Consider the following 19203-nt stretch of genomic DNA (forward strand, 5'->3'; position numbering starts at 1 on the left):
TGATCCTTCAGTGCGATAAGGGAGAGAGCGCCGACTCGCGACGCAGTTTATCGCCGGCGGGGTTGACCGCCTCGCGCAGAAAACCGAAACCGGTGCGTCGGTCGAAGCGGAACAGCGTATTGGTCACATAGATGTCATCACGTATACCCACGACTTCCACCACTTCGCTGACGCAGCGGCGGCCATCGGGCAGGCGCGTCAGTTGAATCACCACGTCCAGCGCCGCACAGATCATTTGCCGCAGGGTGCGTTCGGCGATGGTCCGTCCGGTCAGGCCCACCAGGGTCTCCAGGCGCAACAACGCATCCTGGGCGTTGTTGGCGTGCACGGTGCTCATGGAACCGTCGTGCCCGGTGTTCATCGCCGTGAGCACGTCGACCACTTCGACGCCGCGAATCTCGCCGAGGATGATCCGGTCCGGGCGCATCCGCAGCGCATTGCGAATCAGATCGCTGGCCTTCACTTCGCCGTGGCCTTCGGCATTCGGCGGTCGGGTTTCCAGGCGCACCACGTGAGGATGGCCCAGTTGCAGTTCGGCGACGTCTTCGATGGTGACCAGCCGTTCGTGAGGGGCAATCAACTGGCTGAGAATGTTCAGTAGCGTGGTCTTGCCGGTGCCGGTACCGCCGCTGACGAGGATGTTGCAACGCTTGCCCACAGCCTCCTGAATGAACTCGAATATCGCCTGATCGATGGTTTGCATCGCCATCAGGTCGGTGCTTTTGAGCATGTCCTTGCGGAACTTTCGAATCGACAGGCACGGGCCGTCGAGGGCAATGGGCGGGATGATCGCGTTGACCCGGCTACCATCAGGCAGGCGCGCATCGACCATTGGCGAAGATTCGTCGAGTCGTCGGCCCAGGGGCGCGAGAATTCGTTGCATCACCCGCTCGACGTGGTGGTCGTCGATGAATCGCAGGTCACTCAGGTGCAACACACCCTCGCGTTCGACGAACACCCGGTGCGGGCCGTTGACCAGGATTTCGGTCACCGTCGAGTCACGCAGCAACACCTCCAGCGGGCCGAAACCGGTGAGCTCGTCGACGATTTCCTCAGCCAGCCGCTCCATCTCATAACGGGAAATCGCCAGGTGCAGACGGGCGATGTACTCGGCGACTTTGTCGATGACGAACTGCGACAGCATAGGCCGCGAACCTTCCAGCAGGTTTTTCCCGGACTCTTCGATGGCGTCGATGATGTAGCGGTGCAGCACCAGTTTCAGGCCTTCGTGGTCGGTATTGCCGGCCGGCCCGTGGGAGGGCGCGCCGAAGAGTTTTTCCCCGATCATTGCGCGCCCCTCAATCGGTCAAACCAGCCGGTCTTGGGTTTGTCCAGGTCATCGGAGCGTTTGGCCAGTCGTTCGCCGAGGGCGCGCAGGCTTTGGGTCAGGTTTTCGCGCGGGGCCAGCTCGAACAGGCTCACCCCCTGATTTTTGGCGTTGAGCCGCACTTCCGGGCTGTAGACAAGGACCGCGATGACTTCCATCCCGTAGCTTTTGCTCAAGGTGTCGGAGTCCGGCGCGACGTTGCGCAGGTAGCGGTCCACCAGCAGCCTGGCGTGGTCGAGCTTCAAGCCTTTTTCGCGCCAGCGGCTGAGTACTTCAAGGTTGCGTCGGCAGTCGAGCACGTTCTGATCGGTGTACCACAGCAACTTGTCGCAATGGCTGACGAAGGTGCGCAACGCTTCGCTGTCCGACTGGCCGGTAAGGTTCACCACGATGTGCTGGAAATGTTGGCGCAAGGCGCTGAGCAGCATGTACAGCTCGGCGGCACTGGTCTGTTCCAGCGGTTCGTCGTTGCTGGCGTAGGCGAGAATCCGCAGCCCGGCATCACAGGTAGTGAAGGCGCTGTCGATTAACGTCGCGTCGAGGCGCCTCAGATGTCGCAACGCATCGCCAAAATGAAACGAGCTCTCCAGCCCCAGCAACGCAAGGCTGTCGCCACGCGGCAATCCCAGATCCAGCAACAGCGTCTGCTGACCGCTCTTTTGCACCACGTGGGCCAGGTGGTTGGCGAGCAACGCTCCGTCGGCATTGCTCTGCGCGCCATAAAGCACGGTCAGTCCTCCCTGTTGACTCTGTTGCAGGTTCGGCGCCACGGTCGGCAGGCGTTTGCTCAGGCGCCGCACCAGGCCGGCAACTTCACTGGAGCGTGAGCCGTAAGAGACGAAATCCCGCGCGCCGGCACGCATGGCATTGAGCACGAGTTGGTTGTCCATGCCGTCGCCCAAGGCAACGATCGCCAGCATCGGTTTGGCTTCCAGGGCACCCTCGATCAACGCGCTCTGGGCCACCACATGCTCACGGTCCAGACCCACGAACACCAGGCTGGCGAACGTCACGTCCACCAGCGTCAAGAGTTCATCGAGGTTGCCGCCACCGGCGCTGATCACTCGGCCCAAAGGGGCAAGCGCACCTTGCAGCCACTCGAAGTCGGTGCTGTTACGCGTGATCGCGAGGAACGTCTGACTCAGGTTCTGGGGCTGGCTCATTGCGATAACCCGCTGCATTTATCGAAGCAGCCGTTGTCGAGCAAGTACTGCGTGAAACGTCTGCGCATGGAGAAGCGTCCTCGCTCGATTCAGGGCGTTTGTTGGGTGACTTCATTGCCGCGGATGACTTCCACGCTCTGCTTGCGCGGTGCTGCGCCGCCGGTGGCGGGTTTGGGGGTGCCGGCCAGGGCCAGTTGACTGAACTGCACCAGTTCGCGATTGGCACTGGCCAGGCTCGCCTTTGAATCGCGGTTGCCGGCCCAGTATTGGTTCAGGCGTTTTTCCTCGGCGCTGCGCACGGCCAGGCGCAAAACCCCAACCTGAGCCGCGAGCATCAGGCGACTCAATAGGGGTTCGGGGACGGCGAGCAAAACGGTGCGGGCGCTGGCGCGCTGCTGTTCCTGCTTGAGTCTTTCTTCGTTGCTGCGCGCCGGGTTGGCAGGCTGCCCATCGTTCATCAGACCCAACTGGTCGCCGACACCGAGCACCCGCAACGCCGGAATCACCACCTGGGCCGATTGCTGAAGGTTGTTGGTGTCCATGCGCAGAAACAGCAAGACGTCGACATAGTCGCCGGGGCTCAGTTGACCACCGACATTGACCACGTCATCCGCCGCCACGGCGAGGGCACGCTCATCGGGGCGGATCATTCGCGCCAGCGCCCCGCCGGTTTCGAAACTTTCATCATTGAGCCAACTGCCGGCAGTAAGCGTGCGCCAAGGCGTACGGCCAATGGCTTGATCGAGACGGGACAGGCTGCCGGCCGGGGCGGTACGGAGCTTTTCCAGGGTCACGTCGGCGGCGGTGATTTGTTCGAACGGTGCTATGTCACGCAGCAACACAACCACCGGCTGGCGGGTCGGGTCGTCCGCCGACGCCAGTATTGGGGCCGATGATGTGCCGGGTTGCGCGACGGATTCGGGTGCCGGTTGGCGACTCAACGCCAGCCCCCAATAACCGGCAATGATGGCGCCTACCAGAAACAGCCCGGCCAGGCCCATGGTGACGCGACTGTTCATGAAGGCTCTCCCTTTCCTGCTGCGTAACGCCCCCCAAGAGTTCTAACGAGATGACTTCGCAATCAGGCAGCAATGAACATGAAACTATTTCGCTATTTGACGGTAGCGCAGGTAGAGCAAAACGCCATTACAGAGCGGGAAATATCTGACAAAAGTAACGGGTTTAAGCCAAAAGCGCTGTTTTGTGACGTCAATGAACGGGTTACTACTTAAGTATTAATAGGTTCTTACAGTTGTTGGTCTGGGGTTTGCCGACAATGCTGATGCTGGCATAGGGGAATCATGTTGCGGCCGTGCAACACCCTCCTGTCATAGGAGACACATCATGTCCTTTACTAAAGTGGTTCAGAAGATCAAATCCGAATGCGTTTTTTACAAAGATCTGGCCAAAGAGACTGAAGGTGCTTCGGGTATCGAGTACGCGATTATTGCGGGTATGGTAGCTGTCGCGCTGGCGGCGTTTGCGGGACCCATCGCCACGAGTGTCACCGCAATGTTCACCACAATTGCAGCTGCGCTTTGATTTGAAGGCTGGTAACAGGCAGTCATTTGCCAATCCCGCAAAGGGCTTCTAACGTCAAGGCTTAGTCCATTGCAGGTGTTACCCCATGAACGCTCCAGCGCTCCCTCGGCAACAGCTCCTTCTGGTCGACGATGAGGAGGATGCGTTACTGGAACTGGCCGAGTTGCTGGAGGGCGAGGGCTTTAGTTGTTTTACGGCAACGTCGGTCAAACTCGCCCTTCATCATTTGACTTGTCATCCTGATATTGCACTGGTGATTACTGATTTGCGGATGCCGGAGGAGAGTGGCATGTCGTTGATCAAGCGGTTGCGTGAGCATACGGCTCGTCAGCATTTACCGGTAATTGTGACGTCGGGGCATGCGGATATGGATGATGTGAGTGATATGTTGCGGTTGCAGGTGCTGGATTTGTTTCGCAAGCCGATTTATCACGTGCGGTTGTTGGAGACGTTGAATAATTTGTTTCCGCAGCCGCGGGGGCTGGTTAATTCCTGATCTAAAGCCAGACAGCCGACCAGCCTTTCCCAGATGTACGCCGCCCCACTGTAGGAGCGAGGCTTGCCCGCGAAGGCGGCGTGTGGGGCAACATCAATGTTGAATGTTAGACAGCTTTCGCGGGCAAGCCTCGCTCCTACAGTGGAGCCGCGTATGTACCGGATAATCAGGCAACAGGCCGCCACTGCCCAACCATGTGTTCCAAATCCACCGCCCCCATCAACTGAAAATCCCCGCTGGACCCCGCCGCGCTGGACATCAGCGTCACGTCACTGGGAAGGCGTACCGGTTTCCTGAACTGCACCGCAATCTCGACGTTTGCCGTCGGCAAATGATCGGTCAGGGCTGCCAGCGTACGCGCCTTGTTCCACAGGCCATGGGCGATTGCGCTAGGGAAACCGAAGAGTTTCGCGCTGATCGCACTCAAGTGGATCGGGTTGTAGTCCCCGGACACCTTGGCGTATCGGCGGCCAATGTCCGCCGGCGCTTTCCAGTGGGCCACTTCGGTCAGCGACAGTGTTGATGCAAAAGCTTCCTCGACGGGCTCGCCTTCCAGTTTGACGCTGCGACAGAGCATTTGGCTTTCAGCCTCCCACAGCGGCCCCAACTGATCGTCGAGCGTCGTCACCAAATCGAACGTCGCCCCCTTGGCATGGGGTTGCAGATTCTGCACTTTCACGCTGACCCGCACCCGGTGCACACCACCCAAGGGGCGCAAGACGCGGATGCGATTGCTCAAGTGAATCAGCCCCAACAGCGGGAACGGAAACGCTTTGGCGGTAAGCAATTGCATCTGCAAGGCAAACGCCAGGATGTGTGGATACGTCGGTGGTAGCAGCCCGTTGTCGGCGAAACCACAGACTTTTCGATAAGCCTCCAGGCGTTTTGGATCGACATTGACCCAGCAGTGATAACCCAGGTCAGGCAAGGTGGTGCCGGTGATTTTTCGTCGCGTTGCCGCCTTCACATACAGCGTTTGCAGGCCCGGTTCGCTATTGAGTGTTTGCCAGTTGGTGGTCATGGCTAGGCTCCCAAAGCGCTTTGCCCACACACGCGCAACGCTTGCCCGGTAAACGCTCCGGTGCCCGGTTGTGCCAGCCAGGCCACGGCTTCGGCGACATCTTGCGGCAGGCCGCCCTGACCCAACGAACTCATACGCCGCCCGGCTTCGCGCAGGCCGAAGGGCAGGTGCGCGGTCATTTGGGTTTCGATGAACCCTGGAGCCACCGCGTTGATGCTGATGCCGCGCTCACTCAGCAGCGGCGCCCAGGCTTGGGCCAGGCCGATCAACCCTGCCTTGCTCGCCGCGTAATTGGTTTGCCCGCGATTGCCGGCGATGCCGCTGATAGACGCCAGCAGGATCACTCGGCCGTCGTCGCGCAAGGTGCCGCTGTCGAGCAAGGCCTTGGTCAGCACTTGCGGCGCGTTGAGGTTGACCGCCAGCACCGCGTCCCAGAATTCCGGGGTCATGTTGGCCAGGGTTTTGTCCCGTGTGATGCCCGCGTTGTGGACCACGATGTCGATGCCGTCGGGCAAGTGTTCGATCAATTGTGTGGCGGCGTCTTCGGCGCAGATGTCCAGCGTGATGCCGCGCCCGCCGAGGCGTGCGGCCAAGGCCTCGAGATCGCTTTTGGCCGGTGGCACGTCGAGCAGGATCACCTCGGCGCCGTCGCGGGCCAGGGTTTCGGCGATCGAGGCGCCGATGCCGCGAGCAGCGCCCGTCACCAGTGCCTTGCGTCCCGACAAGGGACGACTCCAGTCCATCACCTGCGCCTCACACGCCTTCAAGCGAATGACTTGTCCGGAAATGAACGCGCTTTTGGGCGAGAGGAAAAACCGCAACGGGCCTTCCAGTTGATCTTCGGCACCTTCACCCACATAGATCAGCTGCAAAGTGCCGCCGCTGCGCAGTTCCTTGGCCAGCGAACGGCTGAAACCTTCCAGGGCTCGTTGGGCGCTGGCGGCGAACGGGTCGCTCAAGGTCTCTGGCGCCCGGCCAAGAATCACCAGGTGCGCATGGTGATCGAGGTTTTTCATCAGCGGCTGGAAGAACTCGCGCAGTTGTTTCAACTGATCGACCTGCACCAGGTCACTGGCGTCGAACACCACGGCTTTGAGTTTCTGCCCGTGGCCGGGAATCCATGCGGTGGCCAGGCTCGGATCGGTGCCGTAGCTGTAAATCGTGTCGGTCAGGCGGTTGGCGAGGGCGCTGATTTTTTCCGCCAGCGGGCCACCGCCAATCAACAGCGCCCCCTCGATAGGCCGCAGCCGGCCTGCTTGCCAGCGTTCCAGTCGTACCGGCGACGGCAGACCCAGGGCACCGACCACACGATGGCCGATGGACGAATTGGCGAAGTCGATATAGCGGTCAGACATGGATCACGCTCCAGTAGCTGGGGTTAAAAGTGTGGACCAAGAATGGCAATTAGTCGTTCGATCCACGAGATACGGCCTACGCTTGAACATTGCAGGTTGGTTTGGGATTGGGTTTAGCAGGACTTTCAGGAAATGCAGCCCCCTGTGGGTTTGGTGTTCATATTTGATTAAAAGGAGCTTTTTCATGACTCAGCTGCGCCGCGTCGCGATTATCGGTGGTAACCGTATCCCCTTTGCCCGGTCCAACGGGCCGTACGCCACTGCCAGTAACCAGGCGATGTTCACCGCAGCGCTGGAAGGCCTGATCGAGCGCTATAACCTGCACGGTGTGCGCATGGGCGAAGTGGCGGCTGGTGCGCTGCTCAAGTATTTGCGGGACTACGGCCTGACCCGCGAATGCGTGTTGGGCTCGCGGTTGTCGCCGACGACACCGGCCTACGACATCCAGCAAGCCTGCGGTACGGGGCTGGAGGCGACGTTGTTGGTGGCGAACAAAATTGCCCTGGGTCAGATCGAATGTGGCATTGCCGGCGGCGTCGACACGGCCTCGGACGTGCCGATCGGCGTCAACGAAAGTCTGCGCAAGATCCTCTTGCAAGCCAACCGCGCCAAAAGCACTGCGGACAAACTGAAAACCTTTCTGCAACTGCGCCCCCGACACTTGATGCCCGACTTTCCAAGCATAGGCGAGCCGCGCACCGGCCGGTCGATGGGCGAACACTGTGAAATGATGGCCCAGACCTGGAGCATTCCGCGTGCCGAGCAGGATCAGCTGACCCAGGAAAGCCATCAAAAACTGGCCGCGTCCTACGCCGAAGGCTGGCACAACGATTTGATGACGCCGTTCCTCGGCCTGACCCGGGATAACAACCTGCGCCCGGAGCTGACTCTGGAAAAACTCGCCTCACTGAAACCGGCCTTTGAGAAAAGTGCCAAGGGCACCCTGACCGCGGGCAACTCCACGCCACTCACCGATGGCGCGTCGGTGGTGCTGCTGGGCAGTGAGGAATGGGCGAAGGAGCGCGGCTTGCCGATCCTTGCCTATTGGCGTGACGGCGAGGCGGCGGCGGTGGATTTCGTCAACGGTGCCGAAGGGCTGCTGATGGCGCCGGTCTATGCGGTGCCGCGTTTACTGGCACGTAATGGCTTGACCTTGCAGGACTTCGATTACTACGAAATCCACGAAGCGTTCGCCGCGCAGGTGCTGTGCACGTTGAAGGCCTGGGAAGACCCGGAGTACTGCAAAACCCGACTCGGCCTCGATGCGCCACTGGGCTCCATCGACCGCAGCCGCCTCAACGTCAAGGGCAGTTCACTGGCTGCCGGGCATCCATTTGCCGCCACCGGTGCGCGCATCGTCGCCAACCTGGCGAAGCTGCTGGACGCGGCGGGCAAGGGCCGAGGGTTGATCTCGATCTGCGCCGCGGGCGGGCAGGGCGTGACGGCGATTATCGAGCGCTGATTATTGATGCCGTGATTATTGAGCGTTGAGCACTGCCGCGCGTTGCTGCGCGGCCAGTTCCCGGTTGCGGTTGGCGTAACCCTCGGCCATCACCGAGCAGACGATCAGCTGCAATGGGTGATAGATCATGATCGGCAGCAGGATCAACCCTAGGCCGGGGTTGGCGCCGAAGATCAGCGCCGCCATCGGCGCGCCGGCCGCCAGGGACTTCTTGCTGGCGCAGAACACCGCGGCAATCTCATCGGCGGGGCTGAACTTCAGTGCGCGAGCGGTGCGGGTGGTCATCCACAAAATCATCGCCAGCAGCATCGCACTGCCAATCAGCGCAGTGAGAATCACGCTGTTGCCCTGTTGCTGCCACATCCCCGAGAGCATCGAGTTGCAGAACGCCGAGTACACCAGCAGCAGAATCACCAGTTTGTCGGCGATGTTGGTGTAGCGCTTGTGCCGAGCGAAAAACTTGCCCAGCAACGGCCGCAGCAATTGCCCGAGCACCAGCGGCAACAGCAGCATGGCGCACAGGTCGAGCAGGGTTGCACCCAAGTCGATGCCGCCAGCGCCGCTGCCGACCACGAAACTCACCAGCAACGGTGTCAGGGAAATCCCCAGTACGCTGGACAGGCTCGCATTGAGAATCGCCGCCGGTACGTTGCCGCCCGCGCTGCCGGTCAGGGCCACGGATGAGGAAATGGTCGAGGGCAGGGCGCAGAGGTAGAGGAAACCGAGCATCAGCAGCGACGGAATGTGCGAACCCAGCAGCTTGTCGCTCAGCAGCCAGATCAACGGAAACACCGCAAAGGTGAAGACTTGAACCATCACGTGCAGCTTCCAGTTTTTCAGCCCGTGGCTGATCTGTTCGCTGGAGAGGTTGACCCCGTGCAGGAAGAACACCAGAAACACGCCGATGTTGATCACGTACTCCGCGTGCATCCCGCCGCCGGTGGCGCCGAAGGTCGGGAAAAAATACGCCAGCAGCGTGGCGATCAGCATGCCGCACAAGAACCAGTCGGTGACCACGCGTTTGAGGTGTTTGAAGGCATGCATAACCGGCACCGAATACATTTGTAAGAATTGATGGCTTAGCCTAACGTCGGCCCATCAGCCCGTCTTGCGACACAAGGCCAATCAATGCCGACTAACGGACAACTTTCCCTTGAGCGGACCATCCCGGCGCTGACGACGTTGCCGCGTCCGTTGTATGCGCGGGCGGAAAGTCTGAACGCCGGCTCGTGGACGCTGCCTCATCGTCACGATTGGGTGCAGTTTTCCTACGCCATCAGCGGCGTTCTCGGTGTGCATACCGCCGAGGGCAGTTTTTTTGCGCCGCCGCAGTGGGGCATCTGGATTCCGGCAGATCTCGAGCACCAGGTCGTGACCTCGATGCGTGCCGAAATGCGCAGCCTGTACGTGCGCCGCGAGGACTGCCAATGGGCGGATGGGCGTTGCCGGGTGCTGGAAGTCACGCCATTGGCCCGGGAGCTGATCAAGCGTTTTTGCCTGCTTCCCGTGGAATATCCACCGGGCGACAGCCAGGAGGCGCGATTGGTGGGCGTGCTGCTGGATCAGTTGGCGAGTCTGCCAGAGGTGGGGTTTTCCTTGCCGCTGCCCCGGCATGAGCGTTTGCTGGGCTTGTGCAACGAGCTGATCGAAAGCCCTGAGTGCACTGTGACTCTGCAGGAATGGGCCGAGCGTTTGGGCACGTCGGAGAAAACCTTGATGCGCTTGTTTCAGCGTGAAACCGGGTTGAGCTTTCGTGGCTGGCGGCAGCGCATGCGGCTGCTGTCGTCGCTGAGTTTGCTGGAGGAGGGGAACAGCGTGACCAATGCCGCGCTGTCTTGCGGGTATGACTCGACGTCAGCGTTTATTGCGGCGTTCAAGGGATTGTTCGGGTTTACCCCCGGCGAGTTGTTCAAGCAGTAATTGTGGCGAGGGAGCTTGCTCCCGCTGGAGCGCGAAGCGGTCCCAATTCAGCCAACGCGGTGCATTAGATATTCTGCGTTGCCGGTTTACGACTGCTTCGCAGCCGAGCGGGAGCAAGCTCCCTCGCCACAGGTATCGGTTTCGACCAGTTAGATCAGTGACTCAGGTTCTGAACCGCCGAACCAACCCGTCCAGTTCATTCGACAACCCCGCCAGGCTCTGCGAGTCCAGTCGCGCCGAGTTCGCCAGTTCCGCCACCAGCTGCGCATCGCCATGAATCTGGCTGATATGCCGATTGATGTCTTCGGCCACTTGATGCTGTTCCTCAGCCGCCGTGGCGATCTGAGTGTTCATGTCGCGAATCACATCCACCGACTCACGAATCTGTCCGAAGCTGCTGCGAGCCTCACCGATGCGGGTCACCGATTGCTGAGACACCTCCAGGCTCGCATGCATCTGCTGCGTCACCTGGCTGGTGCGCTTGGCCAGGTTGCCCAGCAGTCCGTCGATTTGCGCCGTGGAATCGGCAGTCCGTTTGGCCAGTGCCCGAACTTCATCCGCCACCACCGCAAAGCCACGGCCCTGTTCACCGGCCCGGGCCGCTTCGATGGCAGCGTTCAGCGCCAGCAGGTTGGTCTGTTCGGCAATGGAACGAATGGTCCCGAGGATCGACTGAATGTCGTTGCTATCGCGCTCAAGCTGTTGCATCGACTGCGCCGATTGTTCGATTTCCTGGCTCAAGCGATCAACGCTGGTGACGGCTGCATCAATCTGCTGCTGACCTTCACGCGCCTGGCGCTGGCCGCTGTCCGCCGACTCGGCGGCCTGGCTGCAAGAGCGTGCAACTTCGTTGGCCGTGGCGACCATTTCGTGGAACGCCGTGGACACCATGTCCACCGCTTCACGCTGGCGCCCGGCCGCTTCGGCCATGTCGCTGGACACCTGGGTCGAGCTTTTGGAGGTGGCGAGGATCTTGGTCGCGGCACCGCCGATGCTCTGAATCAGGTTGCGAATCGCCGCCAGAAACTGGTTGAACCAGTTGGCCAGTTGCGCAGTTTCGTCGCTACCCCGGATTTGCAGGTTCTTGGTCAGGTCGCCTTCACCCTGGGCGATGCCTTCCAGACCGCTGGCCACGCTGCGGATCGGCCGCACGATCAGGCTGGCGAAACTGGCGCCGACGATGGCGAAGAACACCGCCAGTACCGCCGCGATGATTGCGATCAGCCAGGTCAGTTGAGTGGCCGAACTCATTACGTCGGTCTGCTTGATCAGGCCGATAAAGGTCCAGCCCAGTTGCTCCGACGGCCAGACGTTGGCCATGTAGCGCTCGCCATTGAGCTCGACTTCCACCAGCCCTTTACTCGCCTTGGCAAGTTGCGCGTAGCCGTCGCCGAGGCTATTGAGCGCTTTGAAGTTGTGTTCCGGTTGCTTCGGATCGACCAGCACCGTGCCGGTGTTCTCCACCAGCATCAGGTAGCCGGTTTCGCCGAGTTTGATCTGTTTGACGATTTCGGTGAGCTGTTTGAGAGAGACATCGATGGCGAGCACACCGCCCTGAGCCCCGAGCTGATTGGCCACGGCACGCACGGTGCTGACCAGCACGGCGTCATCGCCGGCCCAGTAATAGGCCTCAGTGCGTAACGTCTTGCCAGGGTTGGCCATGGCTGTCTTGTACCAGGGGCGAACACGTGGGTCGTAATTGGCCATCTTCGGGTCAGCCGGCCATGTGGCATAACCACCGCTGGACAAGCCGTAAGACACATAGGAATAGGCCGGGTGGCTGCTGGCCAGCCCGGTGAACAAATCCAACAGCTTTGTGTCCATCTCACTTTCGGGAAGTTGCGCTGCGTCGGCACTGACCCTGCTTTTTACGCTCGCGTCGCCTGCTTTGATCAGCGGCTGGCCGGCCAGGTAATCGACGTTCTGGCTGATGCCGTCAAAGAACAGTTGCATGGCATTGCTGACCTGACGAATCTCGCGGCCGCTGCCGTCGACAAAATTGTCCTTGGCATCACTGCGCAAGTTCAGCACCACGAGGGTGGCGACCAGCACCACGGGCAGGCAGGCGATGATTGCAAACGCCCAGGTCAACTTCTGTTTGATGTTCATCCGCGCTCCAGTTTTTTCTTGTAGGCCCACGCAGTGCAGATGACTCGCGGATTATTGGCAGCCGAAAACGTTTGATCCACCCGGTTCCGTGAGTGCGCCCTCGTGATGGTTGTCGGGGCGATTGTCGGACAATTCCTTTTCTCTCTAATGACTTCGGCCGGGGAGCGTGGAAATTGAGGCCTGTTGAGAAAAATCCGCCGAAGGGTAGGGATATACGTGTCAGATTCTGTCGCAAATGCCCTTGTAGCCCTTCGTCAACAAGTGGCGCAGGCTCAGCTATGATCCTGGGCGGTCGATGAGTTTTGCCTGATTAATCCGGCACATTGTGTGCTTCTTGATGTTCATGGGTACGTTCATAGGTCGGCAACCCCTCCCGCGAATGAGAGGATTGCCGTATAACGAATGACTTTCGCGTGTTTGGTAATAAAGGACCCACAATAAAAGCTGATGAAGACTCCAAAACGCATTGAACCCCTGATCGAGGACGGTCTGGTCGACGAGGTGCTGCGCCCACTCATGAGTGGTAAAGAAGCAGCTGTTTATGTGGTGCGCTGCGGCAACGAGCTGCGTTGTGCCAAGGTCTACAAGGAGGCGAATAAACGCAGTTTTCGTCAGGCGGCCGAGTATCAGGAAGGCCGTAAGGTGCGCAACAGCCGGCAGGCTCGAGCGATGGCCAAGGGATCCAAGTTCGGCAAGAAAGAAACCGAGGATGCCTGGCAGAATGCCGAAGTGGCGGCGTTGTTCCGGCTGGCTGGTGCTGGTGTGCGGGTACCCAAGCCGTATGACTTCCTCGAAGGCGTGCTGCTGATGGAGCTGGTGGCCGACGAGTACGGCGATGCCGCGCCGCGTCTGAACGATGTGGTGCTGGAGTCGGACCAGGCGCGCGAATATCACGCGTTTCTGATTTCGCAAATCGTGCTGATGTTGTGTACCGGTTTGGTGCACGGTGACCTGTCCGAGTTCAACGTACTGCTGACGCCGACCGGCCCGGTCATCATCGACCTGCCGCAAGCGGTGGATGCGGCGGGCAACAACCACGCGTTCAACATGCTGGAGCGGGACGTGGGCAACATGGCGTCCTACTTCGGTCGCTTTGCACCGGAGTTGAAACGCACCAAGTACGCCAAGGAAATGTGGGCGTTGTATGAAGCCGGCACTTTGCACCCGGCCAGTGTGTTGACCGGCGAGTTCGACGAGCCGGAAGAACTGGCGGACGTCGGCGGGATCATGCGCGAGATCGAGGCGGCTCGCCTCGATGAAGAGCGTCGTCAAGCGGTTCGGGCGGCGGACGATGCGCCACCGAGCAAGACCGAAGAACCGCCTCCGCCGTGGATGCAGTGATCGGTTGACGAAAAACCCGGCGTTGGCCGTAATGCTGTTCACTTAAGCCGTGATGCGATCTGTAGCAGCTGGCGAAGCCTGCGTTCGGCTGCGAAGCAGTCGTATAGTCAGTCATTGCGGTGCGTCAGGTACACCACGGCAGCCGGACTCACGACTGCTGCGCAGCCGAACGCAGCCTTCGGCAGCTGCTACAAAAAATGCGTCGCGGCTGAAATTGCTTAAGTGAACAGTATTACGGCGTTGGCCGGGTTTTTCGTTCAGACGGTCACCGAAAGCCAGAATTTGGCGAAGATCCAATGTGGGAGCGGGCTTGCTCGCGAAGGCGGCGTGTCAGTCAACGGTGATGTCGACTGAAATACCGCCTTCGCGAGCAAGCCCGCTCCCACAGTAGATTGTTGGTGTAAGTGAAGCCGTGTTCACGCCATTCCCCGGTGAAGGGGTTGGCGCTCAGGAAAGGGCGGGCTCGGCGCAGCAGCCCGACGCCAGTTCCTTGAGGATCGGGCAGTCCGGGCGGTGGTCGCCATGGCAATGTTCTACCAGGTCTTGCAGGGTGTCGCGCAGTTGGCCGAGTTCGCGAATCTTCTGGTTCAGTTCGTCGATGTGCTGACGGGCCAGAGCCTTCACATCGGCACTGGCTCGCTGACGGTCCTGCCAGAGGGTCAGCAGTTTGCCGACCTCTTCCAGTGAAAAACCCAAATCCCGAGAACGCTTGATGAACGCCAGGGTGTGCAGATCGTCGTCGCCATAGACCCGGTAGCCGCTGTCGGTGCGATGGGCTGCCTTGAGCAGGCCGATGGACTCGTAATAACGGATCATCTTCGCGCTCAAACCACTCTGCCGGGCCGCTTGGCCAATGTTCATCGGTTGTCCTCCAGGTCTTTGGGTTTCCAGGTTTTCAACAGTAACGCATTGCTGACCACGCTGACGCTCGACAACGCCATGGCCGCGCCGGCCAGCACCGGGTTGAGGAAACCGAACGCCGCCAGTGGCAGGCCGATCAGGTTGTAGACGAAGGCCCAGAACAGGTTTTGGCGAATCTTCGCGTAGGTCTTGCGGCTGATCTCCAGCGCCGCGGGTACCAGCCGTGGATCGCCGCGCATCAGCGTGATTCCGGCAGCGTGCATGGCGACGTCGGTGCCGCCGCCCATGGCGATGCCGATGTCTGCCGCGGCAAGGGCCGGCGCGTCGTTGATGCCGTCGCCAACCATCGCCACCACGCCGGTTTTTTTAAGTGTGGCGACGGTGGCTGCTTTGTCTGCCGGCAGTACTTCTGCGTGGACATCACTGATGCCCAGCGCCTCGGCGACCACCTTGGCGCTGCCGCGGTTATCCCCGGTCAGCAGGTGGCTGCTGATGTTCCGTGCACTCAGTTGTTGCACCGCTTGCAAGGCGCCGGGTTTGAGCGTGTCACCGAAGGCAAACAGGCCGAGCACCCGTGGTTCAGGGCTTTGTTCGATCAGCCAGGACAGGGTCCGACCTTCGGTTTCCCAGGCGATTGCGGAGTCTGTCAATGGCCCGGCGCTCAAGCCGCTTTCTTCCAGTAGACGCCGATTGCCCAAAGCCAATCGCCGACCATCGAGATTGCCGGCAATGCCGCGCCCGGTCAGCGATTGACTGTCGCTGACATCAGCCACGGTCAAGCCGCGCTCGGCGCAGGCATCCAGCACAGCCTTGGCCAGCGGGTGTTCACTGCCGCGTTGCAGCGCACCTGCCATTTGCAGCAAAGCAGCTTCGTCACCTTCGATGGCACTCAGATGAGCGATGCGCGGCGTACCCGAAGTCAGCGTTCCGGTCTTGTCGAACACCACCGCGCTGACTTCATGGGCGCGCTCCAAAGCTTCCGCGTCCTTGATCAGAATCCCATAGCGCGCCGCCACACCGGTGCCCGCCATGATTGCCGTCGGCGTAGCCAACCCGAGTGCGCAAGGGCAGGCGATCACCAGCACCGCGACCGCGTTGATCAACGCGGTTTCCAGCGCCGCGCCGTACAGCCACCAACCGATCAGGGTCGCCAGCGCAATCAGCAGAACCGCAGGCACGAACACCTGGCTGACTTTATCCACCAGTTTCTGGATCGGCGCTTTCGCCGCCTGCGCGTCTTCGACCAGGCGGATGATCCGCGCCAGCACGGTTTCTGCACCGAGCGCCAAGGTCCGAACCAGCAGCCGACCTTCGCCATTGATGGCGCCGCCGGTGACCTTGTCACCCGGCTGTTTTGGCACCGGCAGGCTCTCGCCGCTGATCAGTGCTTCATCGGCGTGGCTCAGGCCTTCGACCACTTCGCCATCCACCGGGAAGCGTTCGCCGGGTTTGACCATGACCAGATCGTTGAGACGCAAGGCGTTGATGGCAACCTCCTGCTCGCGGCCATCGATCACCTGAATGGCTCGCTCCGGACGCAAGGCTTCGAGGGCGCGGATGGCGCTGGCGGTCTGGCGCTTGGCGCGGCTTTCCAGGTATTTGCCCAGTAACACCAAGGCGATCACCACCGCCGAGGCTTCGAAATACAGGTGCGGCAAGCGGCCGGTGGCGGTGGCCCATTCGTAAACGCTCAAACCATAGCCGGCGCTGGTGCCCAGGGCCACCAGCAGATCCATGTTGCCGGCGCCGGCGCGCACGGCTTTCCACGCAGCGACATAGAAACGTGCGCCGAAGATGAACTGCACCGGCGTGGCCAACGCAAACTGCACCCACGCCGGGAGCATCCAGTGCACGCCGAAAGGTTGCAGCACCATCGGCAGCACCAGCGGTAAGGCGAGGGCGATGGCCGTCAGCAAGGCCCAGCGTTCGCGGTGCAGGCGTTGCTGTTGATTATCGGCTTGCGGGTGTTCGACTTCCCAGACGCGGGCGGCGTAACCGGCTTTGGTCACGGCGCCGATCAAGGTCTGCGGGTCGACCTGGCCGAGCAATTCGAGGTGCGCCCGTTCGTTGGCCAGGTTGACGCTGACACTTTTGACCCCCGGTACCTTGGCCAGCGCCCGTTCGACGCGGCCGACGCAAGACGCACAGGTCATGCCGTCGATGCTCAATTCAAGGGTCTGCTGCGGCACGCTGTAACCGGCCTGATGCACGGCGTCCATCAAGGCCGGCAGGCTGTCGCTGGACGCTTGAACCCGGGCCTGTTCGGTGGCCAGGTTGACGCTGACGGCCGTGGCGCCGGTGACTTTGCTCAAGGCCCGCTCGACACGCCCCGCGCAACTGGCGCAGGTCATGCCGGCAATCGGCAGATCGAAAGTGGTGGATTCGGACATCGGTCACGCTCCCTGTAGAAATTACCTACAGGATCAACCTTGCCATGCGGGCAAGGTCAAGCGCCATGTCTCAGATCAAAAGATCGCAGCCTGCGGCAGCTCCTACATTGACCGCGTGTTAACCCGATCCCGTAGGAGCTGCCGAAGGCTGCGATCTTTATTACAGGCGGCTCAATATTCGAGGGCGGCAGGCTTGAGGTACATCCCTTCCTGCGTCATCGCAATCCGGAACTTCAACACATCCCCGGCCTTGAGCGTGATGTTCTGCGACCCTGGCGCGAGCATGCCCGGGTTGCAACCGGGGGCCTGGCCCGGCAGCAGTTTGAGGCGCAGGGACACATTGCCCGGCGGCAGGTTGAACGAGGTGCTCTGTTCCTGGAACAGCCGCGCCGATAACTGATCCTGGATGTACACGCCGATTTCGCAGGCCGTCGACACTTCCAGACGCTCGCGGGAAATGATCAGCACGCCGTAGTCCTCCCCGGCGGCTTGAACCGAAGGTGTCGCGGCAAATAGGCTGAGGAAGCCAAACAGGCTGAGAGCTGACCAGCGCATGGCTGAATCTCCTGATGTCGAGTCATAGATGGACGCAGCTTGGCCGAGCACGGCGCCGATTGCCAGCCCGGCAGCTTGCTTCAGAACTTGACCTTGCCATGGTGGCAAGCTCGAGACTGCCCTCAACCCTATTAAAGGGCCCCATTAAGGAGACGTCCCATGCAAGTGTTCAACGTTGAAGGCATGTCCTGCGGTCATTGCGTCAAGGCCATCACTCAGGCGCTGCAAGCCAAGGATCCCGCGGCCAGCGTGCGCATTGATCTGGCGACAAAAGAAGTCGGCGTAGACAGTGCGCTGACGGCCGATCAGGTGATCGCGGTAATCACTGAAGAGGGTTACGGCGTAAAACAGGTCTAAACTTTTTAATAGTTAGCGACCTAACGGAATGTTCAAGGCGTCCACGCCCGGCTAGACTGTCAGCCTGCCGATCCATGGCTAACCTGCATGCCCAACCTGGACGCCTGATGAACCTTCGCACAATCCTGATTCTCGGCGCCTTGAGCGCTTTCGGTCCGCTGGCGATCGATTTTTACCTGCCGGCATTTCCGGCGATGGCGCTCGCTTTCGGCACCGACGAAAAACACGTTCAACTGACCCTGGCCGCCTATTTCCTTGGTTTGTCCATTGGCCAACTGGCGTACGGCCCGGTGGCAGATCGCTTTGGGCGACGGATTCCCTTGCTGACAGGCGTCGGCTTGTTCACCGCGGCCTCGTTGGCGTGTGCTTACGCGCCGACTCTGGACTGGCTGATCGGCGCACGTTTCGTCCAGGCGTTGGGCGGTTGCGCGGGCATGGTGATTGCCCGGGCGGTGGTCAGCGATAAATGCGATGCGGTGGGTTCGGCGAAAGTCTTTTCGCAACTGATGCTGGTGATGGGTCTGGCGCCGATTCTTGCGCCGATGCTGGGCGGGTTGCTGGTCAACACGACTGGCTGGCAATCGATCTTTCTCGTGCTGACCGGTTTCAGTGCGCTGGCAGGGTTGGCAGTGGCCCTCGGGCTGCCGGAAAGTCTGCCGGCCCATGTGCCGCGCCAACCGTTGTCGGGCGCGCTGCGTCAGTACGGTCGGTTGTTGGCGGACCCGATCTTCCTCGGCCATGCCCTGACCGGCGGTGTCGCCATCGCCGGGATGTTTGCCTACATCGCCGGTTCACCGTTCGTCTTCATCAAACTCTATGGCGTGCCGGCCGAGCATTTCGGCTGGCTGTTCGGCATTAACGCGGCGGGTTTCATTCTGGTGGCTCAGGTAAATGCCCGGATGCTGGCCAAACGCGGTCCGGCTTTTTTACTGGCGCGTACCGTCTGGTTCTATCTGGCGGGCGGCCTGGCCCTGTTGGCGGTCTGCGCGTTGCATACCGCGCAGTTGTGGCCGTTGCTGATTCCGCTTTTCCTCTGCATCGCCAGCCTGGGTTGTATTGTGCCCAACGCTTCGGCCTGCGCCATGAACGGTCAGGGCGCGCGGGCGGGCAGTGCCTCGGCGATGCTCGGTTGCCTGCAGTTCAGCGTCGCCGCCGGGGCCGCAGCATTGGTGGGGGTTTTGCATGATGGCAGCGCCATGCCGATGGCCATGGTCATCAGCCTGTGCGGGATTCTGGTGGTGAGCGCGGCGACGCTCACCCGACGTTTGCAAAATGCCCGGGCGCTGACGCAAGCCCAGGTCTGA

General features: G+C 60.9%; 17 protein-coding genes and 1 pseudogene. 7 read left to right on the forward strand and 11 right to left on the reverse strand.

Going from position 1 to position 19203, the window contains the following annotated elements:
* Positions 1–7: 7 nt before the first annotated feature.
* The 3 genes from ACA044_RS03470 to cpaB all read right to left on the reverse strand — a co-directional run bounded on the left by ACA044_RS03470 (position 8) and on the right by cpaB (position 3509).
* Positions 8–1288 carry a TadA family conjugal transfer-associated ATPase gene (locus ACA044_RS03470; protein WP_497445168.1) on the reverse strand — a complete coding sequence of 427 codons (1281 nt, stop codon included), beginning with the start codon at positions 1286–1288 and terminating at the stop codon, positions 8–10.
* Entirely contained in the window at positions 1285–2490 is a 1206-nt protein-coding gene (locus ACA044_RS03475; RefSeq protein WP_497445169.1) for a CpaE/TadZ family protein, read from the reverse strand. The genes ACA044_RS03470 and ACA044_RS03475 overlap by 4 nt, the downstream gene beginning before the upstream one ends.
* An 89-nt stretch (positions 2491–2579) precedes the next feature.
* Positions 2580–3509: a Flp pilus assembly protein CpaB gene (gene cpaB / locus ACA044_RS03480; RefSeq protein ID WP_497445170.1), complete on the reverse strand. Its 930-nt coding sequence runs from the start codon at positions 3507–3509 to the stop codon at positions 2580–2582.
* 325 nt (positions 3510–3834) lie between these two features.
* Here cpaB and ACA044_RS03485 point away from each other — a divergent pair, with 325 nt between their 5' ends.
* Together ACA044_RS03485 and ACA044_RS03490 are read left to right on the forward strand one after the other, a co-directional pair.
* Positions 3835–4032, forward strand: coding sequence for a Flp family type IVb pilin (locus ACA044_RS03485; protein WP_497445171.1), 198 nt, complete (start codon positions 3835–3837; stop codon positions 4030–4032).
* Positions 4033–4117: 85 nt separating this feature from the next.
* Positions 4118–4528 (forward strand): response regulator, encoded by a 411-nt coding sequence (locus ACA044_RS03490; protein WP_497445172.1) that lies wholly within the window; start codon positions 4118–4120, stop codon positions 4526–4528.
* A 166-nt stretch (positions 4529–4694) separates the two neighbouring features.
* On the opposite strand, the gene ACA044_RS03495 is transcribed toward ACA044_RS03490, so the two are convergent.
* A complete protein-coding gene (locus tag ACA044_RS03495; protein WP_497445173.1) occupies positions 4695–5549 on the reverse strand; it encodes a MaoC family dehydratase in 855 nt (284 codons plus the stop codon).
* A 2-nt stretch (positions 5550–5551) separates the two neighbouring features.
* Positions 5552–6904 (reverse strand): 3-oxoacyl-ACP reductase, encoded by a 1353-nt coding sequence (locus ACA044_RS03500; RefSeq protein ID WP_497445174.1) that lies wholly within the window; start codon positions 6902–6904, stop codon positions 5552–5554.
* 184 nt (positions 6905–7088) lie between these two features.
* Here ACA044_RS03500 and ACA044_RS03505 point away from each other — a divergent pair, with 184 nt between their 5' ends.
* On the forward strand, positions 7089–8366 hold the full coding sequence (locus ACA044_RS03505; RefSeq protein WP_497445175.1) for an acetyl-CoA C-acetyltransferase: 1278 nt from the start codon (positions 7089–7091) through the stop codon (positions 8364–8366).
* Positions 8367–8381: 15 nt separating this feature from the next.
* On the opposite strand, the gene ACA044_RS03510 is transcribed toward ACA044_RS03505, so the two are convergent.
* Positions 8382–9410 carry a bile acid:sodium symporter family protein gene (locus ACA044_RS03510; protein ID WP_497445176.1) on the reverse strand — a complete coding sequence of 343 codons (1029 nt, stop codon included), beginning with the start codon at positions 9408–9410 and terminating at the stop codon, positions 8382–8384.
* A gap of 84 nt (positions 9411–9494) precedes the next feature.
* Between ACA044_RS03510 and ACA044_RS03515 the strand changes: the two genes are divergently transcribed.
* Positions 9495–10286 carry an AraC family transcriptional regulator gene (locus tag ACA044_RS03515; protein WP_497445177.1) on the forward strand — a complete coding sequence of 264 codons (792 nt, stop codon included), beginning with the start codon at positions 9495–9497 and terminating at the stop codon, positions 10284–10286.
* 162 nt (positions 10287–10448) lie between these two features.
* Here ACA044_RS03515 and ACA044_RS03520 read toward each other — a convergent pair whose 3' ends face one another.
* Together ACA044_RS03520 and ACA044_RS03525 are read right to left on the reverse strand one after the other, a co-directional pair.
* Entirely contained in the window at positions 10449–11216 is a 768-nt protein-coding gene (locus tag ACA044_RS03520) for a methyl-accepting chemotaxis protein (protein ID WP_497447157.1), read from the reverse strand.
* 90 nt (positions 11217–11306) lie between these two features.
* Positions 11307–12395, reverse strand: a pseudogene (locus ACA044_RS03525) (cache domain-containing protein); the annotation flags it as partial.
* Between the two features lie 447 nt (positions 12396–12842).
* Here ACA044_RS03525 and ACA044_RS03530 point away from each other — a divergent pair.
* Positions 12843–13736, forward strand: a complete 894-nt coding sequence (locus tag ACA044_RS03530; RefSeq protein ID WP_497445178.1) for a PA4780 family RIO1-like protein kinase — start codon at positions 12843–12845, stop codon at positions 13734–13736.
* A 447-nt stretch (positions 13737–14183) separates the two neighbouring features.
* Here ACA044_RS03530 and cueR read toward each other — a convergent pair whose 3' ends face one another.
* From cueR to ACA044_RS03545, 3 genes are all read right to left on the reverse strand, one after another.
* Entirely contained in the window at positions 14184–14597 is a 414-nt protein-coding gene (gene cueR, locus ACA044_RS03535) for a Cu(I)-responsive transcriptional regulator (RefSeq protein ID WP_320392347.1), read from the reverse strand.
* Entirely contained in the window at positions 14594–16987 is a 2394-nt protein-coding gene (locus ACA044_RS03540) for a heavy metal translocating P-type ATPase (RefSeq protein ID WP_497445179.1), read from the reverse strand. The genes cueR and ACA044_RS03540 overlap by 4 nt, the downstream gene beginning before the upstream one ends.
* A gap of 171 nt (positions 16988–17158) precedes the next feature.
* Positions 17159–17542, reverse strand: a complete 384-nt coding sequence (locus ACA044_RS03545) for a hypothetical protein (protein ID WP_497445180.1) — start codon at positions 17540–17542, stop codon at positions 17159–17161.
* Between the two features lie 159 nt (positions 17543–17701).
* Here ACA044_RS03545 and ACA044_RS03550 point away from each other — a divergent pair, with 159 nt between their 5' ends.
* Together ACA044_RS03550 and ACA044_RS03555 are read left to right on the forward strand one after the other, a co-directional pair.
* Positions 17702–17899, forward strand: coding sequence for a heavy-metal-associated domain-containing protein (locus tag ACA044_RS03550; RefSeq protein WP_497445181.1), 198 nt, complete (start codon positions 17702–17704; stop codon positions 17897–17899).
* Positions 17900–18006: 107 nt separating this feature from the next.
* Positions 18007–19203 (forward strand): multidrug effflux MFS transporter, encoded by a 1197-nt coding sequence (locus ACA044_RS03555; protein WP_497445182.1) that lies wholly within the window; start codon positions 18007–18009, stop codon positions 19201–19203.

It is taken from the genome of Pseudomonas sp. LBUM1673 (assembly GCF_059695645.1).

What these genes read in the sequence shown, in the direction of transcription:
- ACA044_RS03470 (WP_497445168.1), bottom strand. Translation starts at nt 1,288, where the DNA reads ATGATCGGGGAAAAACTCTTCGGCGCGCCCTCCCACGGGCCGGCCGGC.
- ACA044_RS03475 (WP_497445169.1), bottom strand. Translation starts at nt 2,490, where the DNA reads ATGAGCCAGCCCCAGAACCTGAGTCAGACGTTCCTCGCGATCACGCGT.
- cpaB (WP_497445170.1), bottom strand. Translation starts at nt 3,509, where the DNA reads ATGAACAGTCGCGTCACCATGGGCCTGGCCGGGCTGTTTCTGGTAGGC.
- ACA044_RS03485 (WP_497445171.1), top strand. Translation starts at nt 3,835, where the DNA reads ATGTCCTTTACTAAAGTGGTTCAGAAGATCAAATCCGAATGCGTTTTT.
- ACA044_RS03490 (WP_497445172.1), top strand. Translation starts at nt 4,118, where the DNA reads ATGAACGCTCCAGCGCTCCCTCGGCAACAGCTCCTTCTGGTCGACGAT.
- ACA044_RS03495 (WP_497445173.1), bottom strand. Translation starts at nt 5,549, where the DNA reads ATGACCACCAACTGGCAAACACTCAATAGCGAACCGGGCCTGCAAACG.
- ACA044_RS03500 (WP_497445174.1), bottom strand. Translation starts at nt 6,904, where the DNA reads ATGTCTGACCGCTATATCGACTTCGCCAATTCGTCCATCGGCCATCGT.
- ACA044_RS03505 (WP_497445175.1), top strand. Translation starts at nt 7,089, where the DNA reads ATGACTCAGCTGCGCCGCGTCGCGATTATCGGTGGTAACCGTATCCCC.
- ACA044_RS03510 (WP_497445176.1), bottom strand. Translation starts at nt 9,410, where the DNA reads ATGCATGCCTTCAAACACCTCAAACGCGTGGTCACCGACTGGTTCTTG.
- ACA044_RS03515 (WP_497445177.1), top strand. Translation starts at nt 9,495, where the DNA reads ATGCCGACTAACGGACAACTTTCCCTTGAGCGGACCATCCCGGCGCTG.
- ACA044_RS03520 (WP_497447157.1), bottom strand. Translation starts at nt 11,216, where the DNA reads ATGGCCGAAGCGGCCGGGCGCCAGCGTGAAGCGGTGGACATGGTGTCC.
- ACA044_RS03530 (WP_497445178.1), top strand. Translation starts at nt 12,843, where the DNA reads ATGAAGACTCCAAAACGCATTGAACCCCTGATCGAGGACGGTCTGGTC.
- cueR (WP_320392347.1), bottom strand. Translation starts at nt 14,597, where the DNA reads ATGAACATTGGCCAAGCGGCCCGGCAGAGTGGTTTGAGCGCGAAGATG.
- ACA044_RS03540 (WP_497445179.1), bottom strand. Translation starts at nt 16,987, where the DNA reads ATGTCCGAATCCACCACTTTCGATCTGCCGATTGCCGGCATGACCTGC.
- ACA044_RS03545 (WP_497445180.1), bottom strand. Translation starts at nt 17,542, where the DNA reads ATGCGCTGGTCAGCTCTCAGCCTGTTTGGCTTCCTCAGCCTATTTGCC.
- ACA044_RS03550 (WP_497445181.1), top strand. Translation starts at nt 17,702, where the DNA reads ATGCAAGTGTTCAACGTTGAAGGCATGTCCTGCGGTCATTGCGTCAAG.
- ACA044_RS03555 (WP_497445182.1), top strand. Translation starts at nt 18,007, where the DNA reads ATGAACCTTCGCACAATCCTGATTCTCGGCGCCTTGAGCGCTTTCGGT.